Source organism: Pseudomonas putida (genome assembly GCA_029953615.1).
Lineage (GTDB): Bacteria > Pseudomonadota > Gammaproteobacteria > Pseudomonadales > Pseudomonadaceae > Aquipseudomonas.
Genome location: CP124529.1, coordinates 2942158 through 2959745, shown reverse-complemented (window position 1 = coordinate 2959745; position 17588 = coordinate 2942158). Strand labels below are relative to the sequence as shown.

Sequence of the window (17588 nt, the reverse complement as noted above, 5' to 3'; positions counted from 1 at the left end):
ATCCTCCACCCGCGAAGGCTTTGCAATGCACCCTCGGGTTACGTGTCGCAAATGGCACAAAGTGTCACCCCTGCGCGTACCGGTGCTGGCACAGCGACCGTGGGCATGGCACCGGACGCCGAGCCAAGTCATTGATTTTCCTGGTGCTCGAAACGCTGGCCCGACCTTTGCTCTACGCTTTCCAACTCCCTAACAAACACAATAGCCAGGAGACACACCATGCGTTACGCACATCCCGGTACCGAAGGCGCGAAGGTTTCCTTCAAGAGCCGCTACGGCAACTACATCGGTGGTGAGTTCGTTCCTCCGGTAAAGGGGCAGTACTTTGAAAATACCTCCCCGGTGAATGGCAAGCTGATCGCTGAATTCCCCCGCTCTACTGCCGAAGACATCGAGAAAGCCCTGGATGCCGCCCACGCTGCGGCCGACGCCTGGGGCCGCACGTCAGTGCAGGACCGCTCCAACGTTCTGCTGAAGATCGCCGACCGTATCGAGCAGAACCTCGAACTGCTGGCCATTACCGAAACCTGGGACAACGGCAAGCCGATCCGCGAAACCCTCAATGCCGACATCCCGCTGGCGGTTGACCACTTCCGCTACTTCGCGGGCTGCATCCGTGCCCAGGAAGGCGGCGCCGCCGAGATCAACGAAGGCACCGTGGCCTATCACATCCATGAGCCGCTGGGCGTGGTCGGGCAGATCATCCCGTGGAACTTCCCGATCCTGATGGCCGCCTGGAAGCTGGCCCCAGCCCTGGCCGCCGGCAACTGCGTGGTGCTCAAGCCGGCCGAACAGACCCCGCTGGGCATCACCGTGCTGCTGGAAGTGATCGGTGACCTGCTGCCAAAAGGCGTGCTCAACGTGGTGCAGGGCTATGGCCGCGAAGCCGGTGAAGCACTGGCCACCAGCAAGCGCATCGCCAAGATCGCCTTCACCGGATCGACCCCGGTCGGCTCGCACATCATGAAGTGCGCCGCCGAAAACATCATTCCGTCCACCGTCGAACTGGGCGGCAAGTCGCCTAACGTGTATTTCGAAGACATCATGCAAGCCGAGCCAAGCTTCATCGAGAAGGCGGCCGAAGGCATGGTGCTGGCGTTCTTCAACCAGGGCGAGGTATGCACCTGCCCATCCCGGGCACTGGTACAGGAGTCGATCTACCCGCAGTTCATGGAAGTGGTGATGAAGAAGGTGCTGCAGATCAAGCGCGGCGACCCGCTGGACACCGACACCATGGTCGGCGCCCAGGCCTCGCAACAGCAGTTCGAGAAGATCCTGTCGTACCTCGACATCGCCCAGAAGGAAGGTGCCGAACTGCTGACCGGCGGCAAGGTGGAAAAACTGGAAGGCTCGCTGGCCACCGGTTACTACATCCAGCCGACCCTGCTCAAGGGCAACAACAAGATGCGCGTGTTCCAGGAAGAAATCTTCGGCCCGGTGGTCAGCGTCACTACCTTCAAAGACGAAGCCGAAGCCCTGGCGATTGCCAACGACACCGAGTTCGGCCTGGGCGCCGGCGTGTGGACCCGCGACATCAACCGGGCCTACCGCATGGGCCGCGGGATCAAGGCTGGCCGCGTGTGGACCAACTGCTACCACCTTTACCCGGCGCATGCGGCGTTCGGTGGCTACAAGAAGTCCGGTGTCGGGCGTGAGACGCACAAGATGATGCTCGATCACTATCAGCAGACCAAGAACCTGCTGGTGAGCTACGACATCAATCCGTTGGGCTTCTTCTAAACCGCGTCGCGGCCTTCGCGGGCTCGCCCGCTCCCACAGGTATTGCACTGGTCTTGAACCTTGTGCGGTCCCTGTGGGAGCGGGCAAGCCCGCGAAGAGGCCAGGCCTGCATATACCAAACCCAGAGCGGAAACCGTGCACCAACCGCTCTGGCTCGCTTCCTGCAGTAACCATCACCATCGGTCCGGAACCCGTCCGGCCACCAAGAAAAACAACAGGTGAATCTATGCCAAGCGATCATTCCGCCGGCTCGCCGGCAGGCTCTTCCGTCGACTTCGAAAAAGTCGGCTCGGACTATTTCCAGCAACGTGAACTGAAAAAAGGCGCCGCTGGCTGGGTCCTGCTGGTCGGTCTGGGGGTGGCCTACGTCATCTCCGGCGACTATGCCGGCTGGAACTTCGGCCTGGCCCAGGGCGGCTGGGGCGGCATGTTCCTCGCCACCCTGCTGATGGCCACCATGTACCTGTGCATGTGCTTCTCGCTGGCCGAGCTGTCGTCGATGATCCCCACCGCAGGCGGCGGCTACGGTTTCGCCCGCAGCGCCTTCGGCCCCTGGGGCGGCTTCCTCACCGGGACGGCGATCCTCATCGAATATGCCATCGCCCCCGCCGCCATCGCGGTGTTCATCGGCGCCTACTGCCAGTCACTGTTCGGCATCGGCGGCTGGATGATCTACCTGGCGTTCTACATCGTGTTCATCGGCATCCACATCTTTGGCGTGGGTGAGGCGTTGAAGCTGATGTTCATCATCACTGCCATCGCCGCCATCGCCCTGGCTGTGTTCCTGGTGAGCATGGTGCCCCATTTTGATGCAGCCAACCTGTTCGACATCGCCAAAACGGACGCCGTGGGCGCCAGCAGCTTCCTGCCGTTCGGCTACGTCGGCGTGTGGGCAGCCATCCCCTACGCCATCTGGTTCTTCCTCGCCGTAGAGGGCGTGCCACTGGCCGCCGAAGAAACCAAGAACCCCAAGCGTGACCTGCCACGCGGCCTGATCGGCGCCATGCTGGTGCTGCTGGCCTTCGCCCTGCTGATCCTGGTGGTCGGCCCTGGCGGCGCCGGCTCCGAAGCACTGAAAGCCTCGGGCAACCCGCTGGTAGAAGCCCTGTCCAAGGCTTACGGCGGTAGTACCTGGATGGGCGGCTTCGTCAACCTGGTTGGCCTGGCCGGGCTGATCGCCAGCTTCTTTTCGATCATCTACGCCTATTCCCGGCAGATCTTCGCCCTGTCCCGCGCCGGCTACCTGCCGCGCAAACTGTCGGAAACCAACAAGAGCAAGGCCCCGGTACTGGCCCTGGTCATCCCCGGGATCATCGGCTTTGCCCTGTCGTTGACCGGCCAGGGTGACCTGCTGATCCTGGTGGCGGTGTTCGGCGCTACCCTGTCGTACGTGCTGATGATGGCCGCGCATATCACCCTGCGCATCCGCCGGCCGAAGATGGAGCGCCCATACCGCACCCCCGGTGGCATTTTCACCTCGGGCCTGGCCCTGGTGCTGGCCTGCATCGCTGTGGTCGCCGGTTTCCTCGTCGACCCACGGGTGGTGATTGGCGCCGCAGTGATCTATGCGGTATTAATTGCCTACTTTGCTTTCTACAGCCGCCACCATCTGGTCGCGGGAACACCGGAAGAGGAATTCGCCGCGATCCAGAAGGCTGAAGAAGCCTTGCACTGATCGCCGCCACCCGCCGCGGGGCAACCCGCGGCTCTGGAGAGTCTGTATGGCAAGTTTCGTACACACGGTCGGCCACCTGGTCTACCGCTTCGACAGCCTCAAGGAAGTGATGGCCAAGGCCAGCCCCGCCCGCTCGGGGGACTATCTGGCGGGCGTGGCTGCCAGCAACGACGGCGAACGGGTCGCCGCCCAGATGGCCCTGGCCAATATCCCGCTGACGCATTTTCTCAATGAAGCGCTGATCCCTTACGAAGAAGATGAAGTCACGCGCCTGATCATCGACACTCACGACGCCCAGGCCTTCGCCCCGGTCAGCCACCTGACCGTGGGTGGCCTGCGCGACTGGCTGCTGAGCGAAGAGGCCGACGAGGCCAGCCTGCGCAGCCTGGCACCCGGGCTGACGCCGGAAATGGCCGCAGCGGTGTCGAAGATCATGCGCGTGCAGGACCTGGTGCTGGTGGCGCAGAAGATCCGCGTGGTCACCCGCTTCCGTGGCACCATGGGCCTGCGCGGGCGGCTTTCGACCCGGCTGCAGCCCAACCACCCGACCGACGAGCCGGCCGGCATCGCCGCCAGCATCCTCGACGGCCTGCTGTACGGCAACGGCGACGCCATGATCGGCATCAACCCGGCCACCGACAGCATCGCCTCGATCTGCGCCTTGCTGGAAATGCTCGACGCCATCATCCAGCGCTATGACATTCCCACCCAGGCCTGCGTGCTGACCCACGTGACCACGTCGATCGAGGCGATCAACCGTGGCGTGCCGCTGGACCTGGTGTTCCAGTCCATCGCCGGCACCGAAGCGGCCAACGCCGGTTTCGGCATCAACCTGAACGTGCTGCAGGAAGGCTACGAAGCAGGCCTTTCGCTGAAACGCGGCACCCTCGGGCAGAACCTGATGTACTTCGAAACCGGCCAGGGCAGCGCGCTGTCGGCCAACGCCCACCACGGCGTCGACCAGCAGACCTGTGAAACCCGCGCCTATGCCGTGGCCCGCCACTTCAAGCCGTTCCTGGTCAACACGGTGGTCGGTTTCATCGGCCCGGAGTACCTGTACAACGGCAAGCAGATCATCCGCGCCGGCCTCGAAGACCACTTCTGCGGCAAGCTGCTGGGCGTGCCGATGGGTTGCGACATCTGCTACACCAACCACGCCGAAGCCGACCAGGACGACATGGACACCCTGCTGACCCTGCTGGGCGTGGCCGGGATCAACTTCATCATGGGCATCCCCGGCTCCGACGACATCATGCTCAACTACCAGACCACCTCGTTCCACGACGCGCTATACGCACGCCAGACCCTGGGCCTTAAGCCCCGGGCCGGAATTCGAGGCATGGCTGGCCCGCACCGGCATCTTCACCCAGGCCGATGGCCGGGTGCGCTTCGGTGACAACCTGCCGCCGGCCTTCCGCCAGGCGTTGGCACAGCTTGCATAGGGATGACCATGGACCACCGCACGCCTACCCCCGACAACCCCTGGCTGGCCCTGCGCAACCTGACCCCGGCGCGCATCGCTCTGGGCCGCACCGGCACCAGCCTGCCGACCGGGGCGCAACTGGACTTCCAGTTCGCCCATGCCCAGGCCCGCGACGCCGTGCACCTGGCCTTCGACCATGCCGGCCTGGCTACCCAGTTGAGTGATCGCGGGCGCGAAAGCCTGGTGCTGCACAGCGCCGCCAGCGACCGCAACCAGTACCTGCAACGCCCGGACCTGGGGCGACGGCTGAACGAAGATTCGGTTGCCGCGCTACGCCAGCACGCCCAGGCCAACCCTGGCGGAGTCGACCTGGCCATCGTCGTCGCCGACGGCCTGTCGGCACTGGCCGTACACCGTCACACCCTGCCGTTCCTGGCGCGCTTCGAGGAACAGGCTGCCGCCGACGGCTGGACCAGTGCCCCGGTGGTGCTGGTGCAGCAGGGGCGCGTGGCAGTGGCCGACGAGGTCGGTGAACTGCTTGGCGCACGGATGACAGTGATGCTGATCGGCGAACGCCCTGGGCTCAGTTCGCCCGACAGCCTTGGCCTGTATTTCACCTATGCACCGAAGGTCGGCCTGACCGATGCCTACCGCAACTGCATTTCCAACATCCGCCTGGAGGGGCTGAGCTATGGCATGGCGGCACACCGCCTGTTGTACCTGATGCGCGAAGCCTGCCGGCGCCAGCTTTCCGGGGTGAATCTGAAGGACGAAGCCGAGGTCCATAGCTTGGAGAGTGAACACAGCACCGGCCAGAAAGGTAACTTCCTGCTCGGCAAAGGGTAAAAAACATGTCACGGAAGGCGGATTGCGCTGGCACCGCGCATTGGGCAGCATGCCCTTGAAGGCTGCTGGCAATCCGCTGTTTCCCCTAATGGACCCTGAGGGCCGCACATGCGCATCATCAAGGCAACCCTGGAACACCTCGACCTGCTCACGCCGATGTTCGTCAAATACCGTGAGTTCTATGGGCAGCTTCCCTACCCGGACAGCTCGCGCAGCTTTCTGGAAAAGCGCCTGAAGCGGGATGAGTCGGTGATCTACCTGGCGCTACCCGATGATGACGACGGCAAACTGCTGGGCTTCTGCCAGCTGTACCCGAGCTATTCGTCGCTGTCGCTGAAGCGGGTATGGATTCTCAACGACATCTACGTGGCCGAGGACTCGCGGCGCATGCTGGTGGCCGACCACCTGATGCGCGAGGCAAAGAAAATGGCCAAGGAAACCAATGCCGTGCGCATGCGGGTGTCGACCAGCGCGGACAACGAGGTCGCGCACAAGACTTACGAGTCCATCGGGTTTCGTGAGGATAACGAGTTCAAGAGTTATATCCTGCCGATCAATCAGGATTGACCGTGCTGGCCCTTTCGCGGGCACGCCCGCTCCCACAGGTACAGCACTGCCTAAGGAAGCGGTGATACCCCTGTGGGAGCGGGCATGCCCGCGAAGGGGCCAGCACAGGAATACCCCCTGCCGTAACCCCCCGCTACAAACTCCCCGGGCATGATCCTGACTTAGCCGTATAATGGCCCACCTGTCATGTGTGAAATTTTACCCATCCCCAGGTAACCGAGCCTACGCCCAAGAACACAGGTGCTGTACATGGATTTCAACCCGCTGGACCTTATCCTGCATCTCGATGCCTACCTCGATCTGCTGGTCACCAATTACGGTCCCTGGATCTACGCCATCCTCTTCACCGTGATCTTCTGTGAAACCGGGCTGGTGGTCATGCCTTTCCTGCCCGGCGATTCGCTGCTGTTCATCGCCGGTGCCGTGGCCGCCGGTGGCGGCATGGACCCGGTACTGCTGGCTGGCCTGCTGATGGCTGCCGCGATCCTCGGCGACAGCACCAACTACGTGATCGGCCGCACGGCCGGCGAGCGGTTGTTCAACAACCCCGACTCGAAGATCTTCCGTCGCGACTACCTGCAGCGTACCCACGATTTCTATGAACGCCACGGCGGCAAGACCGTGACCATGGCGCGCTTCCTGCCCATCCTGCGCACCTTTGCGCCGTTCGTCGCCGGCATAGCCCACATGCACTACCCGCGCTTTCTCGGTTTCAGCGTCGCCGGTTCGCTGCTGTGGGTTGGCGGCATGGTGACCTTGGGCTACTTCTTCGGCAACGTACCATTCATCAAGCAGCACCTGTCGCTGATGGTGGTGGGTATCATCATCCTGTCGCTGGTGCCGATGATCCTCGGCCTGCTGCGTGGCCGCCTGGGCCGCACGGCCAAGGCGCACTGAACCTGCCGATGTGGTCGTTCAGCGCCTGGCGGCGCAAGCGCACCCTGGCGCGCTACCCCATCACCCCCCAGCAATGGCAGGCAGTGCGCGAGCGCCTGCCGATGCTGGACGGCATCACGGACGAAGAAGATCGCTGGCTGCGTGAAGCCTGCATCCTGTTTCTGCTCGACAAGCACCTCACCTGCCTGCCCGGCGTCGAACCGGACGACGAGCAGCGCCTGTTGCTGGCCGCCCAGGCGCAATTGCCGCTGCTGCACCTGGGCGAGCTGAACTGGTACCAGGGCTTCCACGAAATCATCCTCTATCCCGACGACTTCAAGAGCCCCCAGCGCCACCGCGATGCCAGTGGCGTGGAGCACGTATGGGACGGCGAGCACAGCGGCGAAGCCTGGCAGCAGGGCCCGATCATCCTCGCCTGGAACGGCGTGCTGGCCAGTGGCGGCTGGGAGGCCTACAACCTGGTCATCCATGAACTGGCGCACAAGCTCGACATGCTCAATGGCGATGCCAACGGCCTGCCACCGCTACACAGCAGCATGCCGGTGGATGAATGGGCAACCGCCATGCAACAGGCCTATGACGACCTCAACCGCCAGCTGGACGCCAACCCCGACGCCGAAACCGCCATCGACCCGTACGCCGCGGAAAACCCTGCGGAGTTCTTTGCCGTCACCAGCGAGTACTTCTTTAGTGCTCCCGACCTGCTGCAACAGGCTTATCCACAAGTCTACCGCCAGTTGTCGCTGTTCTACCGCCAGGACCCGCTGGCGCGCCTGTGCCGGCTGCAGGCCGAACACCCGGAATACCGCGAAAGCCACGCCTGACGGGGCCGCACATCAGGCCAGGCGTGGCATGCCCATGCAGAATGTGCCTATAATCGCCGCCACTTTTTTGGTCAAACACGGGGGCACTGCCCAATGAGCTACAGCAAGATTCCGGCGGGCAAAGACCTGCCGAACGACATCTACGTCGCCATCGAGATCCCGGCCAACCACGCGCCGATCAAATACGAGATCGACAAGGACAGCGATACCCTGTTCGTCGACCGTTTCATGGCTACCCCGATGTTCTACCCAGCCAACTACGGCTTCATCCCGAACACCCTGGCCGATGACGGTGATCCGCTGGACGTGCTGGTCGTTACCCCTTACCCGGTAGCCCCAGGTTCGGTTATCCGCGCCCGTCCGGTCGGCGTGCTGAACATGACCGACGACGGCGGCGGCGACGCCAAGGTCATCGCTGTTCCTCACGACAAGCTGTCGCAGCTGTACGTCGACGTGAAGGAATACACCGACCTGCCAGCCCTGCTGATCCAGCAGATCGAGCACTTCTTTGCCAACTACAAAGATCTCGAGAAGGGCAAATGGGTCAAGATCGAAGGCTGGGAAGGCGCCGACGCCGCCCGTGCCGCGATCACCAAATCGGTTGCTGCCTATAAGGGCTGATACCGGTTGCATGAAGAACCCCGCCCTGGCGGGGTTTTTTTATGCCTGATGGATAGCTGGTCGCCCTGGCACTGGATGACCTGCCTGCGCGATCCCTGTGGGAGCGCGCACTTGCTGGGGAGAGTAAAAAATCCTACGCAGTCCTACTCCAGCTCCCTACAAAAACGCCCTTTTCACACAAGCCCCATCAACATCCGGTTCATATCCTTGCGGGCACCCCCGCCGCTACACTCGCCGCCATGAACACATCCGGCGACCGCCTCAAAGCCCTGCTCCATGAGTGTGGCCTGACCCCTTCCGACTTCGCCGCCCAGCGCAGCGTCACTCCCCAGCACGTCAACAACTGGTTCAAGCGCGGCGTGCCCCTGGCCCGGCTGGACGAACTGGCCGACCTGTTCTGTGTGCATCGTCGCTGGTTGCGCACGGGCGAAGGCCCCAAACACCACAACCCGACCCTGCGCAACTGCCCGCCTGGTCCGGCGCCCGCCAACCCGCCCACGCCGTTGTCGGCGCAAGGCGGCCGGGCACTGAAAGTGCCCTTTTACGAACTGCACGACGGCCTGCTGTCACCCGTAGCCAGCAAGCACCTGTGCCTGCCCGCCAAAGCCCTGAAAGTGTTGGGTGTGCATGCAGACGACGCCATCTGCATGGCCATGCCCGCCAGCAACATGACCCCATTGATTCCATTGCAGGCCACCTTGGCCATCGACCTGGGCATGACCCGGGTGGTCGAGGGCGAAACCTATGCCCTGCTGCATAATGGCGCGCTGCGGGTGAACAACCTCAGCCTTGGCCACCAGGGCACGCTTTACCTGCACAGTCATGATCGGCGCACCTATGCGGTAGAACGCTACACCGCCGCCCAGCGCCAGGCTCAAGGGCTGGAAATTCTTGGCTGGGTGTTCCACTGGTCGCATTTCCGCCAGCAACGGCCCAGCTGAAACAACCTGTGCCATTTTTTGCTGGGCATCCTGCGCGGGCCCTTGTATGCTACGCCGCACATTCAGCCCCGACCGGCGCAAGCCGCGCTCCAGAGGGCTCGGCGATATCCCACACGGGCATCTGCCATCTCTTTCAGGCCCTTGATGGCCACACAGTTAAGGCGATTGCGACTTACCATAAATTAGTCGGAAGCGTCCCCGAGAAGCCGGCCACAAGCCGGCTTTTTAATGCCCGAAGAAAAGCCATTCTCTTCCTCTGAAATTTTCTGCAGCCATTCCTGATGGCTGGGAAATCGCAGTTGCAAAAGCGAAAATAATCTCATTCGTCATTTATCTGACGCTACACTGACGCTCATCCGAAAATAGTCGGATAAATGACGTTTCGCGTGGAGCTTTCACCCTCCTGTTCTAGGCTCAAGCCATATGGGAGGAGGTGTAGTCCATGCGCAAATTATTGATTGGCTCGTCGATCCTGGCTTGTCTGGTGGTGCTGGGCGGCTGGTTGAGTCGACCGCAGCCGTTGCCGGTCAGGCTGTTGGAGGTTGAGCGGGGGCCGGTGGAGACGGTGGTGGCCAATACGCGCGCGGGTACGCTGAAGTCCTGTCGACGCTCGCACCTGTCCTTCAATGTCGGCGGCCAGGTTGCCGAGTTGCAGGTCAGCGAGGGCCAGCGGGTCCAGCCGGGTCAGGTACTCATGCGCCATGCGCCAGGACGAGCAACAGGCCAGGCTGCAGGAGGCCGAGGCGCGGCTGGAGGCGCAACGCAACACCCGCGAACAGCGCTGCCAGCAAGCGCTCCTGGACCGACGCGACCTTGATCGCCTGGGCCAGCTGGCCGACCGCAAGTTGATTGCCGCCGATCGCCTCGACCAGGCCGCGACCAAGGCCAACCTGGCGAAGCTGATGTGCAGTGCAAGTGCCGTGCTGATACGCGAGGCTGACGCCAGCCTGCAGTTGCAGCGTTCGCTGCTGGAACAGACGACCCTACGTGCCCCCTTCGCCGGCGTTGTCGCAGAAATCAACGGCGAACTCGGCGAATTCGTCACCCCTTCGCCACCGGGTATCCCCACGCCACCAGCGGTCGACCTGATCGACGACAGCTGCCTGTATGTCGAAGCACCGATCGATGAAGTGGACGCGGCCCGGGTTCACCCCGGCACCGCCGTGCGGATCAGCCTGGATGCCTTCCGTGGCCAGCATTTCACCGGCCGCGTCAGCCGTATTGCACCCTATGTGCGTGAACTGGAGAAGCAGGCGCGCACCGTCGATGTAGAAGTGCGTTTCGACCAGCCCCCGGCAGACCTTGCCCTGCTCACCGGCTATAGCGCCGATGTCGAGATCCTGCTGGAGCAGCACGCAAGTGCTTTGCGCATCCCCACCGAAACCCTGCTGGAGGGGCAGCGTGTGCTGCGCTATGACCCGAGCGCCCGGGTGTTGCGCGAGGTGCAGGTGCAAACCGGGTTGAGCAACTGGCGCTGGACCGAGGTGCTCGCTGGGCTCGACGAGGATGCGCGAATCGTCGCCAGCTTCGAGCAGGAAGGGCTCAAGGATACCGTGGCGGTGATCCCGCTGGATGCCGCGGAGACCGGGAAATGATCCGCCTGCGCGGCGGCAGCCGCAGCTTCCAGCTGGGCGAACAGCAGGTGATGGGGCTGGACGGCCTGGACCTGGACATCGCCGCAGGTGACTACATGGCGGTGATGGGCCCGTCCGGATCGGGCAAGTCCACCTTGCTGAACATCCTCGGCCTGCTCGATGCGCCGAGCGCCGGCGAATACTGGTTGCAGGGCGAGGCCACGGCGGCGCTGAGCGAGGCACGCCGCGCCCAGTTGCGTAGCCGACTGATAGGTTTCGTGTTCCAGTCCTACCACCTGATCGCACGGCTGACGGTGCTGGAAAACATCGAGCTGCCGATGGTCCTCGCCGGCATCGGTGCGGTACAACGGCGCAAGCGCAGCAGCCAGTTGGTGGCACGCCTGGGGCTGGGCGAGCGTATTGCCCACCGACCGGCCGAGCTGTCCGGTGGCCAGCGCCAGCGCGTCGCGATCGCCCGGGCGATGGTCATGCAACCGGCGCTGTTGTTGGCCGACGAGCCTACCGGCAATCTCGATAGCCAGGCCGGCGCCGAAGTATTCAACTTGCTGGAAGAGCTCAACAGCGAGGGCCTGACCCTGATCGTGGTGACCCACGACGCCAGCCTGGGGCGCCCGTGCACAGCGCCAGCTACACATGCGTGACGGGCGCATCCACAGTCTTGCGCCGCAGCGGGCGCTGGCCTGATGCGCGCTGCCGATGCCCTGGGCTTCTGGCTCGGCGCCCTGCGTGGGCACCGCTCGCGCAGCCTCATGCTACTGCTGGCCATCGCCATCGGTGTGGTTGCGGTCAACCTGCTCACCGGCCTTGGCGCCGGGGCGCGGGCGTTTGTCCTGAACGAGTTCTCACTGCTGGGCCGCGACATCCTGATCGTTTTCCCGGGCCGCAAGGAAACCACCGGGCGAATGCCGCCGCTCACCGGCCTGACCCCGCACGAGTTGACCTTGCAGGATGTCCAGGCTATCACCCGTCTGCCGGGCATCCGCCGGGTCGCGCCGCAGCAGGCCGGGCAGATGGAGGTGATCGTCGGCAACCGCAATCGCGAGGTGCTGACCTTGGGCACCACCCGTGACTTCTTCGCCATTCGTCAACTGACGGTCGTCCAGGGCCAACCTCTGCCGGCGCTGGACCCTGGGCAGGCCGAGGCCGTCTGCGTGATCGGTGGCAAACTCCGACGCGAGCTGTTCGGGGCTCGCCCGGCCCTGGGTGAATGGTTGCGCGCTGGCGACCGACGCTTCCGGGTGGTCGGTGTCCTCGGTGAGCGGGGCGAATCCCTGGGGACGGATTTTTCCGAGATGGTGATCATCCCGGTGGCCAGTGCCCAGGCCTTGTTCAATAGCGAGGGGTTGTCGCGGGTATTTGTCGAGGTGCAGGGCCCGCGCTTTCTCGACCGAAGCAAGCGGCTGATACTCGCCGCGCTGAAGGAGCGCCACGAGGGGGAGGAAGACGTGACCCTGGTCAGCCAGGACAGCCTGCTCAGCGCCTTCGACCAGATACTCGCGGTGCTGACCCTGGCGGTGGCCGGGATTGCCGCGATCAGCCTGCTGGTGGCAGGCATCCTGATCATGAACGTGACCTGGATTGCAGTGAGCCAGCGCAGCGCCGAGATCGGCCTGCTCAAAGCCATAGGCGTGACGGCGGCGCAGTTGCGCCTGCTGTTCCTTGGCGAGGCGGCGTTGCTGGCCCTGGCGGGGGCGCTCGCAGGCCTGTTGCTGGCCGAAACCTTGCTCTGGCTGGGGCGCCTGGCGTTCGACCTGCCGCTCCATGCTCCCTGGTGGGCGCGGGCTGGCGCAGTGCTGCTGGCACTCGGCACGGCACTGCTGTTCGCCTGGCTGCCGGCCGCCCGGGCCTCGGCGCTGGAGCCGGTGGCGGCGCTACGCCCGCCGGGAGCGCACTGATGCGTTGGCAAGATGGCTTGCGGCTGACCAGTTCGGCGCTGGCCTGCCGCCCCTTGCGCAGCCTGCTGACCCTGCTCGGGGTAGCGATCGGCATAGCCGCGGTGGCGCTGCTCACGGCCATGGGCGAAGGTGTGCGCGGCTATGTGCTGGAGAACTTCTCGCAGTTCGGTACGCGGATCATCACCGTGCGCCCGGGCAAGACCCAGACAAGCGGCCTCGGTGGCCTGCTCGGCAGCGTACGCCCACTGACCATCGGTGACACCGATGCCCTGCGGCGCTTGCGGCATGTCGAGGCGGTGGTGCCGATCATTCAGGGCAGCGGGGATGTGCAGTTCGGCCAGCTGAGCCGGCGCAGCGACATTCTCGGTGGCGGCCACCAGCTGGCGCAGGCCTGGCGCATGCAACTGAGCCTGGGCGAGTTTCTGCCTGCGGCCCGCGACGGCCGCTCGCCGCCCTATGTGGTGCTCGGTCATCAACTGCGCGCCGAGCTGTTCGGTGCGCGCAATCCGCTCGGCGAGCTGATCCGCGTCGGCGGCGTGCGTTTCCGGGTGATCGGCGTGATGGAGAAGAAGGGCCAGTTGCTCGGTTTCAACCTCGACGATATCGCCTACATACCGGTGGATTGGGCGCAAAGCCTGTTCAACCGCACCGGGGTGGTCAAAGCCCATGTGGTGTTCGGCGCAGCCACCACTTCACAGGCATTGAGCCGACAGATTCGCGAGGTGCTCGACGAACGCCACGGCGCGGAGGACTTCAGCCTGACCACCCAGGACGACATGCTGCGCAGCTTCAACCGCGTTCTCGGCACTCTGAGCCTGGCCATTGGTGCCTTGGGGGGTATTTCGCTGTTGGTCGGTGCGGTTGGCATTCTCACCATCATGACCACCACGGTGGGCGAGCGCACGGCCGAAATCGGCCTGTTGCGGGCGATTGGCGCCAGTCGGCGGCAGGTACTCGGGCTGTTTCTTGCCGAAGCGACGTTGCTTTCGCTGGCCGGTGGCCTGCTTGGCTTGCTGTTGATGGCCCTCCTGCTGGGGCTACTGCACCTGACCATGCCGAGCCTGCCCTTGGCGCTGCATCCGCTGTTTCTGTTGCTGGCGCTGCTGCTGGCGGTGGTGCTCGGCGTTCTCGCCGGCCTGGCCCCGGCCGTGCGGGCGGCCCGCCTGCATCCGGTGGCCGCGCTGCGCATCGAGTAGCGGCCAGGCCAATGAGCCCCTTGATGGGGCTGCTTTGCAGCCCTTCGCGGGCACGCCCGCTCCCACAGGTCCCGCGCATCTACTGACTACAGCGCCATCCCTGTGGGAGCGGGCGTGCCCGCGAAGGGCCGCAAGGCGGCTCCAGATTCAGCATGCCATGCGCTTCGCCAGCCACACCCACCACAAGCTGACAGAAAAGTAATCTGAAGCTCAGCCAGCTGACAGCGCAGGTCCACTAGGGTTAAGGGAGGGCTGGGGCATTAAACCGCCTGAATAACAGCGACTTCTCGACTGACTGGACGCAACGGCATGCAAAGCAAAACCACCAGACGCTCCTTCGTCAAAGGCCTGGCCGCTACTGGACTGCTTGGCGGGCTGGGCATGTGGCGCGCGCCGGTCTGGGCCGTGACCAGCCCCGGCCAACCGAATGTGCTGAGCGGCACCGACTTCGACCTCTACATCGGTGAACTGCCAGTCAACATTACCGGCGCTGCGCGTACAGCGATGGCCATCAACGGCTCCATTCCCGGCCCCATTCTGCGCTGGCGCGAAGGCGATACCGTCACGCTGCGTGTGCGCAACCGCTTGCAGCAGGACACCTCCATCCACTGGCACGGCATCATCCTGCCGGCGAACATGGACGGCGTGCCGGGCCTGAGCTTCCATGGCATCGCCCCCGACGGCATGTACGAGTACAAATTCAAGGTCCAGCAGAACGGCACCTACTGGTACCACAGCCACTCCGGTTTCCAGGAGCAGGTCGGGGTATACGGCGCCCTGGTCATCGATGCCAAAGAGCCTGAGCCGTTCACCTACGACCGCGATTATGTGGTCATGCTCAGCGACTGGACGGATGAAAACCCTGCCCGGGTGCTGGCCAAGCTCAAGAAGCAGTCTGACTACTACAACTACCACAAGCGCACGGTGGGTGATTTCGTCAACGATGTGAGCGAAATGGGCTGGTCCGCCGCGGTAGCCGACCGCAAGATGTGGGCCGAAATGAAAATGAGCCCCACCGATCTCGCCGATGTAAGCGGCTACACCTACACCTACCTGATGAACGGCCAGGCCCCGGACGGTAACTGGACAGGGGTGTTCAAGCCGGGCGAGAAAATCCGCCTGCGCTTCATCAACGGCTCGGCCATGACCTATTTCGATGTACGGATCCCGGGCCTGAAGATGACGGTTGTCGCGGCGGATGGACAGCATGTCAAACCGGTTGCGGTCGACGAGTTCCGCATCGCCGTCGCCGAAACCTACGATGTCATCGTCGAGCCCGAAAGCGAGCAGGCTTACACCATTTTCGCTCAATCCATGGACCGTACCGGATATTCCAGGGGCACCCTGGCTGTTCGCGAAGGCTTGCAAGCCCCTGTTCCAGCTGTCGATCCACGGCCGATCATTTCCATGAGCGATATGGGCATGGACCATGGCGGCACGGGCGACATGGACCACGGCAGCATGGCTGGCATGGATCACGGCGACATGGCTGGCATGGACCACGGCAGCATGGCCGGCATGGACCACGGCGACATGGCTGGCACCAGCGCGCCCATGCAGAGCCACCCAGCCTCCGAGACGAACAACCCCCTGGTCGACATGCAGACGATGAGCCCGACGCCAAAACTGGGCGATCCGGGCATCGGCCTGCGTGACAACGGCCGCCGTGTGCTGACTTATGCGGACCTGCGCAGCACCTTCCCGGACCCGGACGGCCGTACACCTGGTCGAACGATCGAACTGCACCTCACCGGCCACATGGAAAAGTTCGCCTGGTCCTTTGACGGCATCAAGTTTTCCGATGCCGAGCCACTGCGCCTCAAATATGGCGAGCGCCTGCGCATCACCCTGGTCAACGACACCATGATGACTCACCCCATCCACCTGCATGGCATGTGGAGCGACCTAGAGGATGAGAACGGCAACTTCATGGTGCGCAAACACACAATCGACATGCCGCCTGGCTCAAAACGAAGCTATCGCGTCACGGCAGATGCCTTGGGGCGTTGGGCCTATCACTGTCACCTGCTGTTCCACATGGAAATGGGCATGTTCCGCGAAGTCCGTGTGGACGAATGAACTGGAGATCCGAGATGAGCAAACCAATGAAACGAAGCGCGTTTTTCTTCTCTGCTGCGATAGCCGGCCTGTTTGCATTTTATGCCCCGTCATCTTGGTCCGACGGCAACAATCAGCAGCCTGCCGATGCCAAGGAAGCCAAAAGCGCTCAAGGCATGGACCATGGTGCGATGAAGGGCATGGATCATGGCGCCATGAAAGGGATGGATCACGGCTCGATGAAAGGTATGGACCATGACGCCATGAAGGGTATGGACCATGGTTCGATGCAAGGCATGGACCATGACAAGATGATGGAATCCCATGGCAGCGGCAAAGCCAAGGCAGGGAAAGATGCTCAATAGCCTGGCACGACCATCGCTGCTGGCATTGACCGTTTCGCTCGGCGTGCTGGGTGCTGCGCCCAGCTTCGCTGCTGAAGAAATGGACCATTCGATGATGGACCATTCGGCCATGGACCACAGCCAGATGGATCATGGCAGCATGCAGGGCATGGACCATGGTGCTATGGATCATGGCGCTATGGATCATTCGAAAATGAACCACGGCTCGGCAGATACGCCGACCACCAGCCGTACCCCGATCCCGGTGCTGACCGATGCAGACCGCCAGGCGGCCTTCCCCCCGTTGGGCGGGCATCACGTGCATGACAGCGCGATCAACAGCTTCTTCCTGCTGGATCAGCTCGAGTACCAGGATGCAGATGAAGGCAGCACCCTGGCCTGGGATGCTTCTGGCTGGATCGGCGGCGATATCAACCGGTTATGGATCCGCTCCGAAGGTGAACGCACCAACGGTGTCACCGAGGATGCCGAATTGCAGCTGCTGTACGGCCGCTCGATCAGCCCTTGGTGGGATGTGGTTGCCGGGGTGCGCCAGGACTTCCAACCTGAGTCCCCCCAGACCTGGGCGGCGTTCGGTATCCAGGGCATGGCGCTTTACGACTTCGAAGCCGAAGCCACCGCGTTCATTGGCGAAAACGGCCAGACTGCCGCCCGCCTGGAAGGCGACTATGACATTCTGCTGACCAACCGTCTGATCCTGCAGCCGACCGCTGAAGCCAATTTCTATGGCAAGAACGACCCAGAGCGCGGTGTGGGCTCGGGCCTTGCGAATACCGAAGTCGGGCTGCGCTTGCGCTACGAAATTGTCCGCCAGTTCGCCCCCTACATCGGCATCACCTGGAACCGCTCTTACGGCAAAACCGCCGACTTCATCCGCGACGAGGGTGGTGATGTGGATGAAGCGCGTTTCGTGGCCGGTATCCGCATGTGGTTTTGAGAACCAGA

At 63.4% G+C, this 17588-nt stretch carries 13 protein-coding genes and 3 pseudogenes; all 16 read left to right on the top strand.

The window, feature by feature from the left end; genetic code table 11:
• The first annotated feature begins 219 nt into the window (after positions 1 to 219).
• The 16 genes and pseudogenes from QIY50_13515 to QIY50_13440 all read left to right on the top strand — a co-directional run bounded on the left by QIY50_13515 (position 220) and on the right by QIY50_13440 (position 17580).
• Positions 220 to 1740 (top strand): aldehyde dehydrogenase family protein, encoded by a 1521-nt coding sequence (locus QIY50_13515; GenBank protein WGV18512.1) that lies wholly within the window; start codon positions 220 to 222, stop codon positions 1738 to 1740.
• 226 nt (positions 1741 to 1966) lie between these two features.
• Entirely contained in the window at positions 1967 to 3415 is a 1449-nt protein-coding gene (eat, locus tag QIY50_13510) for an ethanolamine permease (protein ID WGV18511.1), read from the top strand.
• Between the two features lie 46 nt (positions 3416 to 3461).
• Positions 3462 to 4857 (top strand): annotated as a pseudogene (locus QIY50_13505) (ethanolamine ammonia-lyase subunit EutB).
• 8 nt (positions 4858 to 4865) lie between these two features.
• Positions 4866 to 5684, top strand: coding sequence for an ethanolamine ammonia-lyase subunit EutC (gene eutC / locus QIY50_13500; protein ID WGV18510.1), 819 nt, complete (start codon positions 4866 to 4868; stop codon positions 5682 to 5684).
• A gap of 108 nt (positions 5685 to 5792) precedes the next feature.
• Positions 5793 to 6251, top strand: coding sequence for a GNAT family N-acetyltransferase (locus QIY50_13495; GenBank protein ID WGV18509.1), 459 nt, complete (start codon positions 5793 to 5795; stop codon positions 6249 to 6251).
• 249 nt (positions 6252 to 6500) lie between these two features.
• Positions 6501 to 7148: a DedA family protein gene (locus QIY50_13490; protein ID WGV18508.1), complete on the top strand. Its 648-nt coding sequence runs from the start codon at positions 6501 to 6503 to the stop codon at positions 7146 to 7148.
• Between the two features lie 8 nt (positions 7149 to 7156).
• Positions 7157 to 7972 (top strand): zinc-dependent peptidase, encoded by an 816-nt coding sequence (locus QIY50_13485; protein WGV18507.1) that lies wholly within the window; start codon positions 7157 to 7159, stop codon positions 7970 to 7972.
• Between the two features lie 93 nt (positions 7973 to 8065).
• Complete coding sequence (gene ppa / locus QIY50_13480; protein ID WGV18506.1) at positions 8066 to 8593, top strand: inorganic diphosphatase; 528 nt, start codon at positions 8066 to 8068, stop codon at positions 8591 to 8593.
• Positions 8594 to 8832: 239 nt separating this feature from the next.
• Entirely contained in the window at positions 8833 to 9534 is a 702-nt protein-coding gene (locus QIY50_13475; protein WGV18505.1) for a transcriptional regulator, read from the top strand.
• Positions 9535 to 9976: 442 nt separating this feature from the next.
• Positions 9977 to 11129: pseudogene (locus tag QIY50_13470) on the top strand (efflux RND transporter periplasmic adaptor subunit).
• Positions 11126 to 11813, top strand: a pseudogene (locus QIY50_13465) (ABC transporter ATP-binding protein). Before QIY50_13470 ends, QIY50_13465 begins: the two co-directional pseudogenes overlap by 4 nt.
• Complete coding sequence (locus QIY50_13460) at positions 11813 to 13024, top strand: ABC transporter permease (protein WGV18504.1); 1212 nt, start codon at positions 11813 to 11815, stop codon at positions 13022 to 13024. The pseudogene QIY50_13465 and the gene QIY50_13460 overlap by 1 nt, the downstream one beginning before the upstream one ends.
• Positions 13024 to 14220 (top strand): ABC transporter permease, encoded by a 1197-nt coding sequence (locus QIY50_13455; GenBank protein ID WGV18503.1) that lies wholly within the window; start codon positions 13024 to 13026, stop codon positions 14218 to 14220. The genes QIY50_13460 and QIY50_13455 overlap by 1 nt, the downstream gene beginning before the upstream one ends.
• Before the next feature lie 309 nt (positions 14221 to 14529).
• Positions 14530 to 16299, top strand: coding sequence for a copper resistance system multicopper oxidase (locus QIY50_13450; protein WGV18502.1), 1770 nt, complete (start codon positions 14530 to 14532; stop codon positions 16297 to 16299).
• A 14-nt stretch (positions 16300 to 16313) separates the two neighbouring features.
• The gene (locus tag QIY50_13445; GenBank protein ID WGV18501.1) at positions 16314 to 16643 is read left to right on the top strand and encodes a hypothetical protein; all 330 of its coding nucleotides are present in this window, start codon (positions 16314 to 16316) and stop codon (positions 16641 to 16643) included.
• Positions 16633 to 17580 carry a copper resistance protein B gene (locus tag QIY50_13440; protein WGV18500.1) on the top strand — a complete coding sequence of 316 codons (948 nt, stop codon included), beginning with the start codon at positions 16633 to 16635 and terminating at the stop codon, positions 17578 to 17580. Before QIY50_13445 ends, QIY50_13440 begins: the two co-directional genes overlap by 11 nt.
• Positions 17581 to 17588: the final 8 nt, after the last annotated feature.

Coding starts and splice junctions, on each gene's coding strand:
- QIY50_13445 (WGV18501.1), top strand. CDS start 16,314: ATGAGCAAACCAATGAAACGAAGCGCGTTTTTCTTCTCTGCTGCGATA.
- eat (WGV18511.1), top strand. CDS start 1,967: ATGCCAAGCGATCATTCCGCCGGCTCGCCGGCAGGCTCTTCCGTCGAC.
- QIY50_13475 (WGV18505.1), top strand. CDS start 8,833: ATGAACACATCCGGCGACCGCCTCAAAGCCCTGCTCCATGAGTGTGGC.
- eutC (WGV18510.1), top strand. CDS start 4,866: ATGGACCACCGCACGCCTACCCCCGACAACCCCTGGCTGGCCCTGCGC.
- QIY50_13490 (WGV18508.1), top strand. CDS start 6,501: ATGGATTTCAACCCGCTGGACCTTATCCTGCATCTCGATGCCTACCTC.
- QIY50_13515 (WGV18512.1), top strand. CDS start 220: ATGCGTTACGCACATCCCGGTACCGAAGGCGCGAAGGTTTCCTTCAAG.
- QIY50_13440 (WGV18500.1), top strand. CDS start 16,633: ATGCTCAATAGCCTGGCACGACCATCGCTGCTGGCATTGACCGTTTCG.
- QIY50_13485 (WGV18507.1), top strand. CDS start 7,157: ATGTGGTCGTTCAGCGCCTGGCGGCGCAAGCGCACCCTGGCGCGCTAC.
- QIY50_13460 (WGV18504.1), top strand. CDS start 11,813: ATGCGCGCTGCCGATGCCCTGGGCTTCTGGCTCGGCGCCCTGCGTGGG.
- QIY50_13455 (WGV18503.1), top strand. CDS start 13,024: ATGCGTTGGCAAGATGGCTTGCGGCTGACCAGTTCGGCGCTGGCCTGC.
- QIY50_13495 (WGV18509.1), top strand. CDS start 5,793: ATGCGCATCATCAAGGCAACCCTGGAACACCTCGACCTGCTCACGCCG.
- ppa (WGV18506.1), top strand. CDS start 8,066: ATGAGCTACAGCAAGATTCCGGCGGGCAAAGACCTGCCGAACGACATC.
- QIY50_13450 (WGV18502.1), top strand. CDS start 14,530: ATGCAAAGCAAAACCACCAGACGCTCCTTCGTCAAAGGCCTGGCCGCT.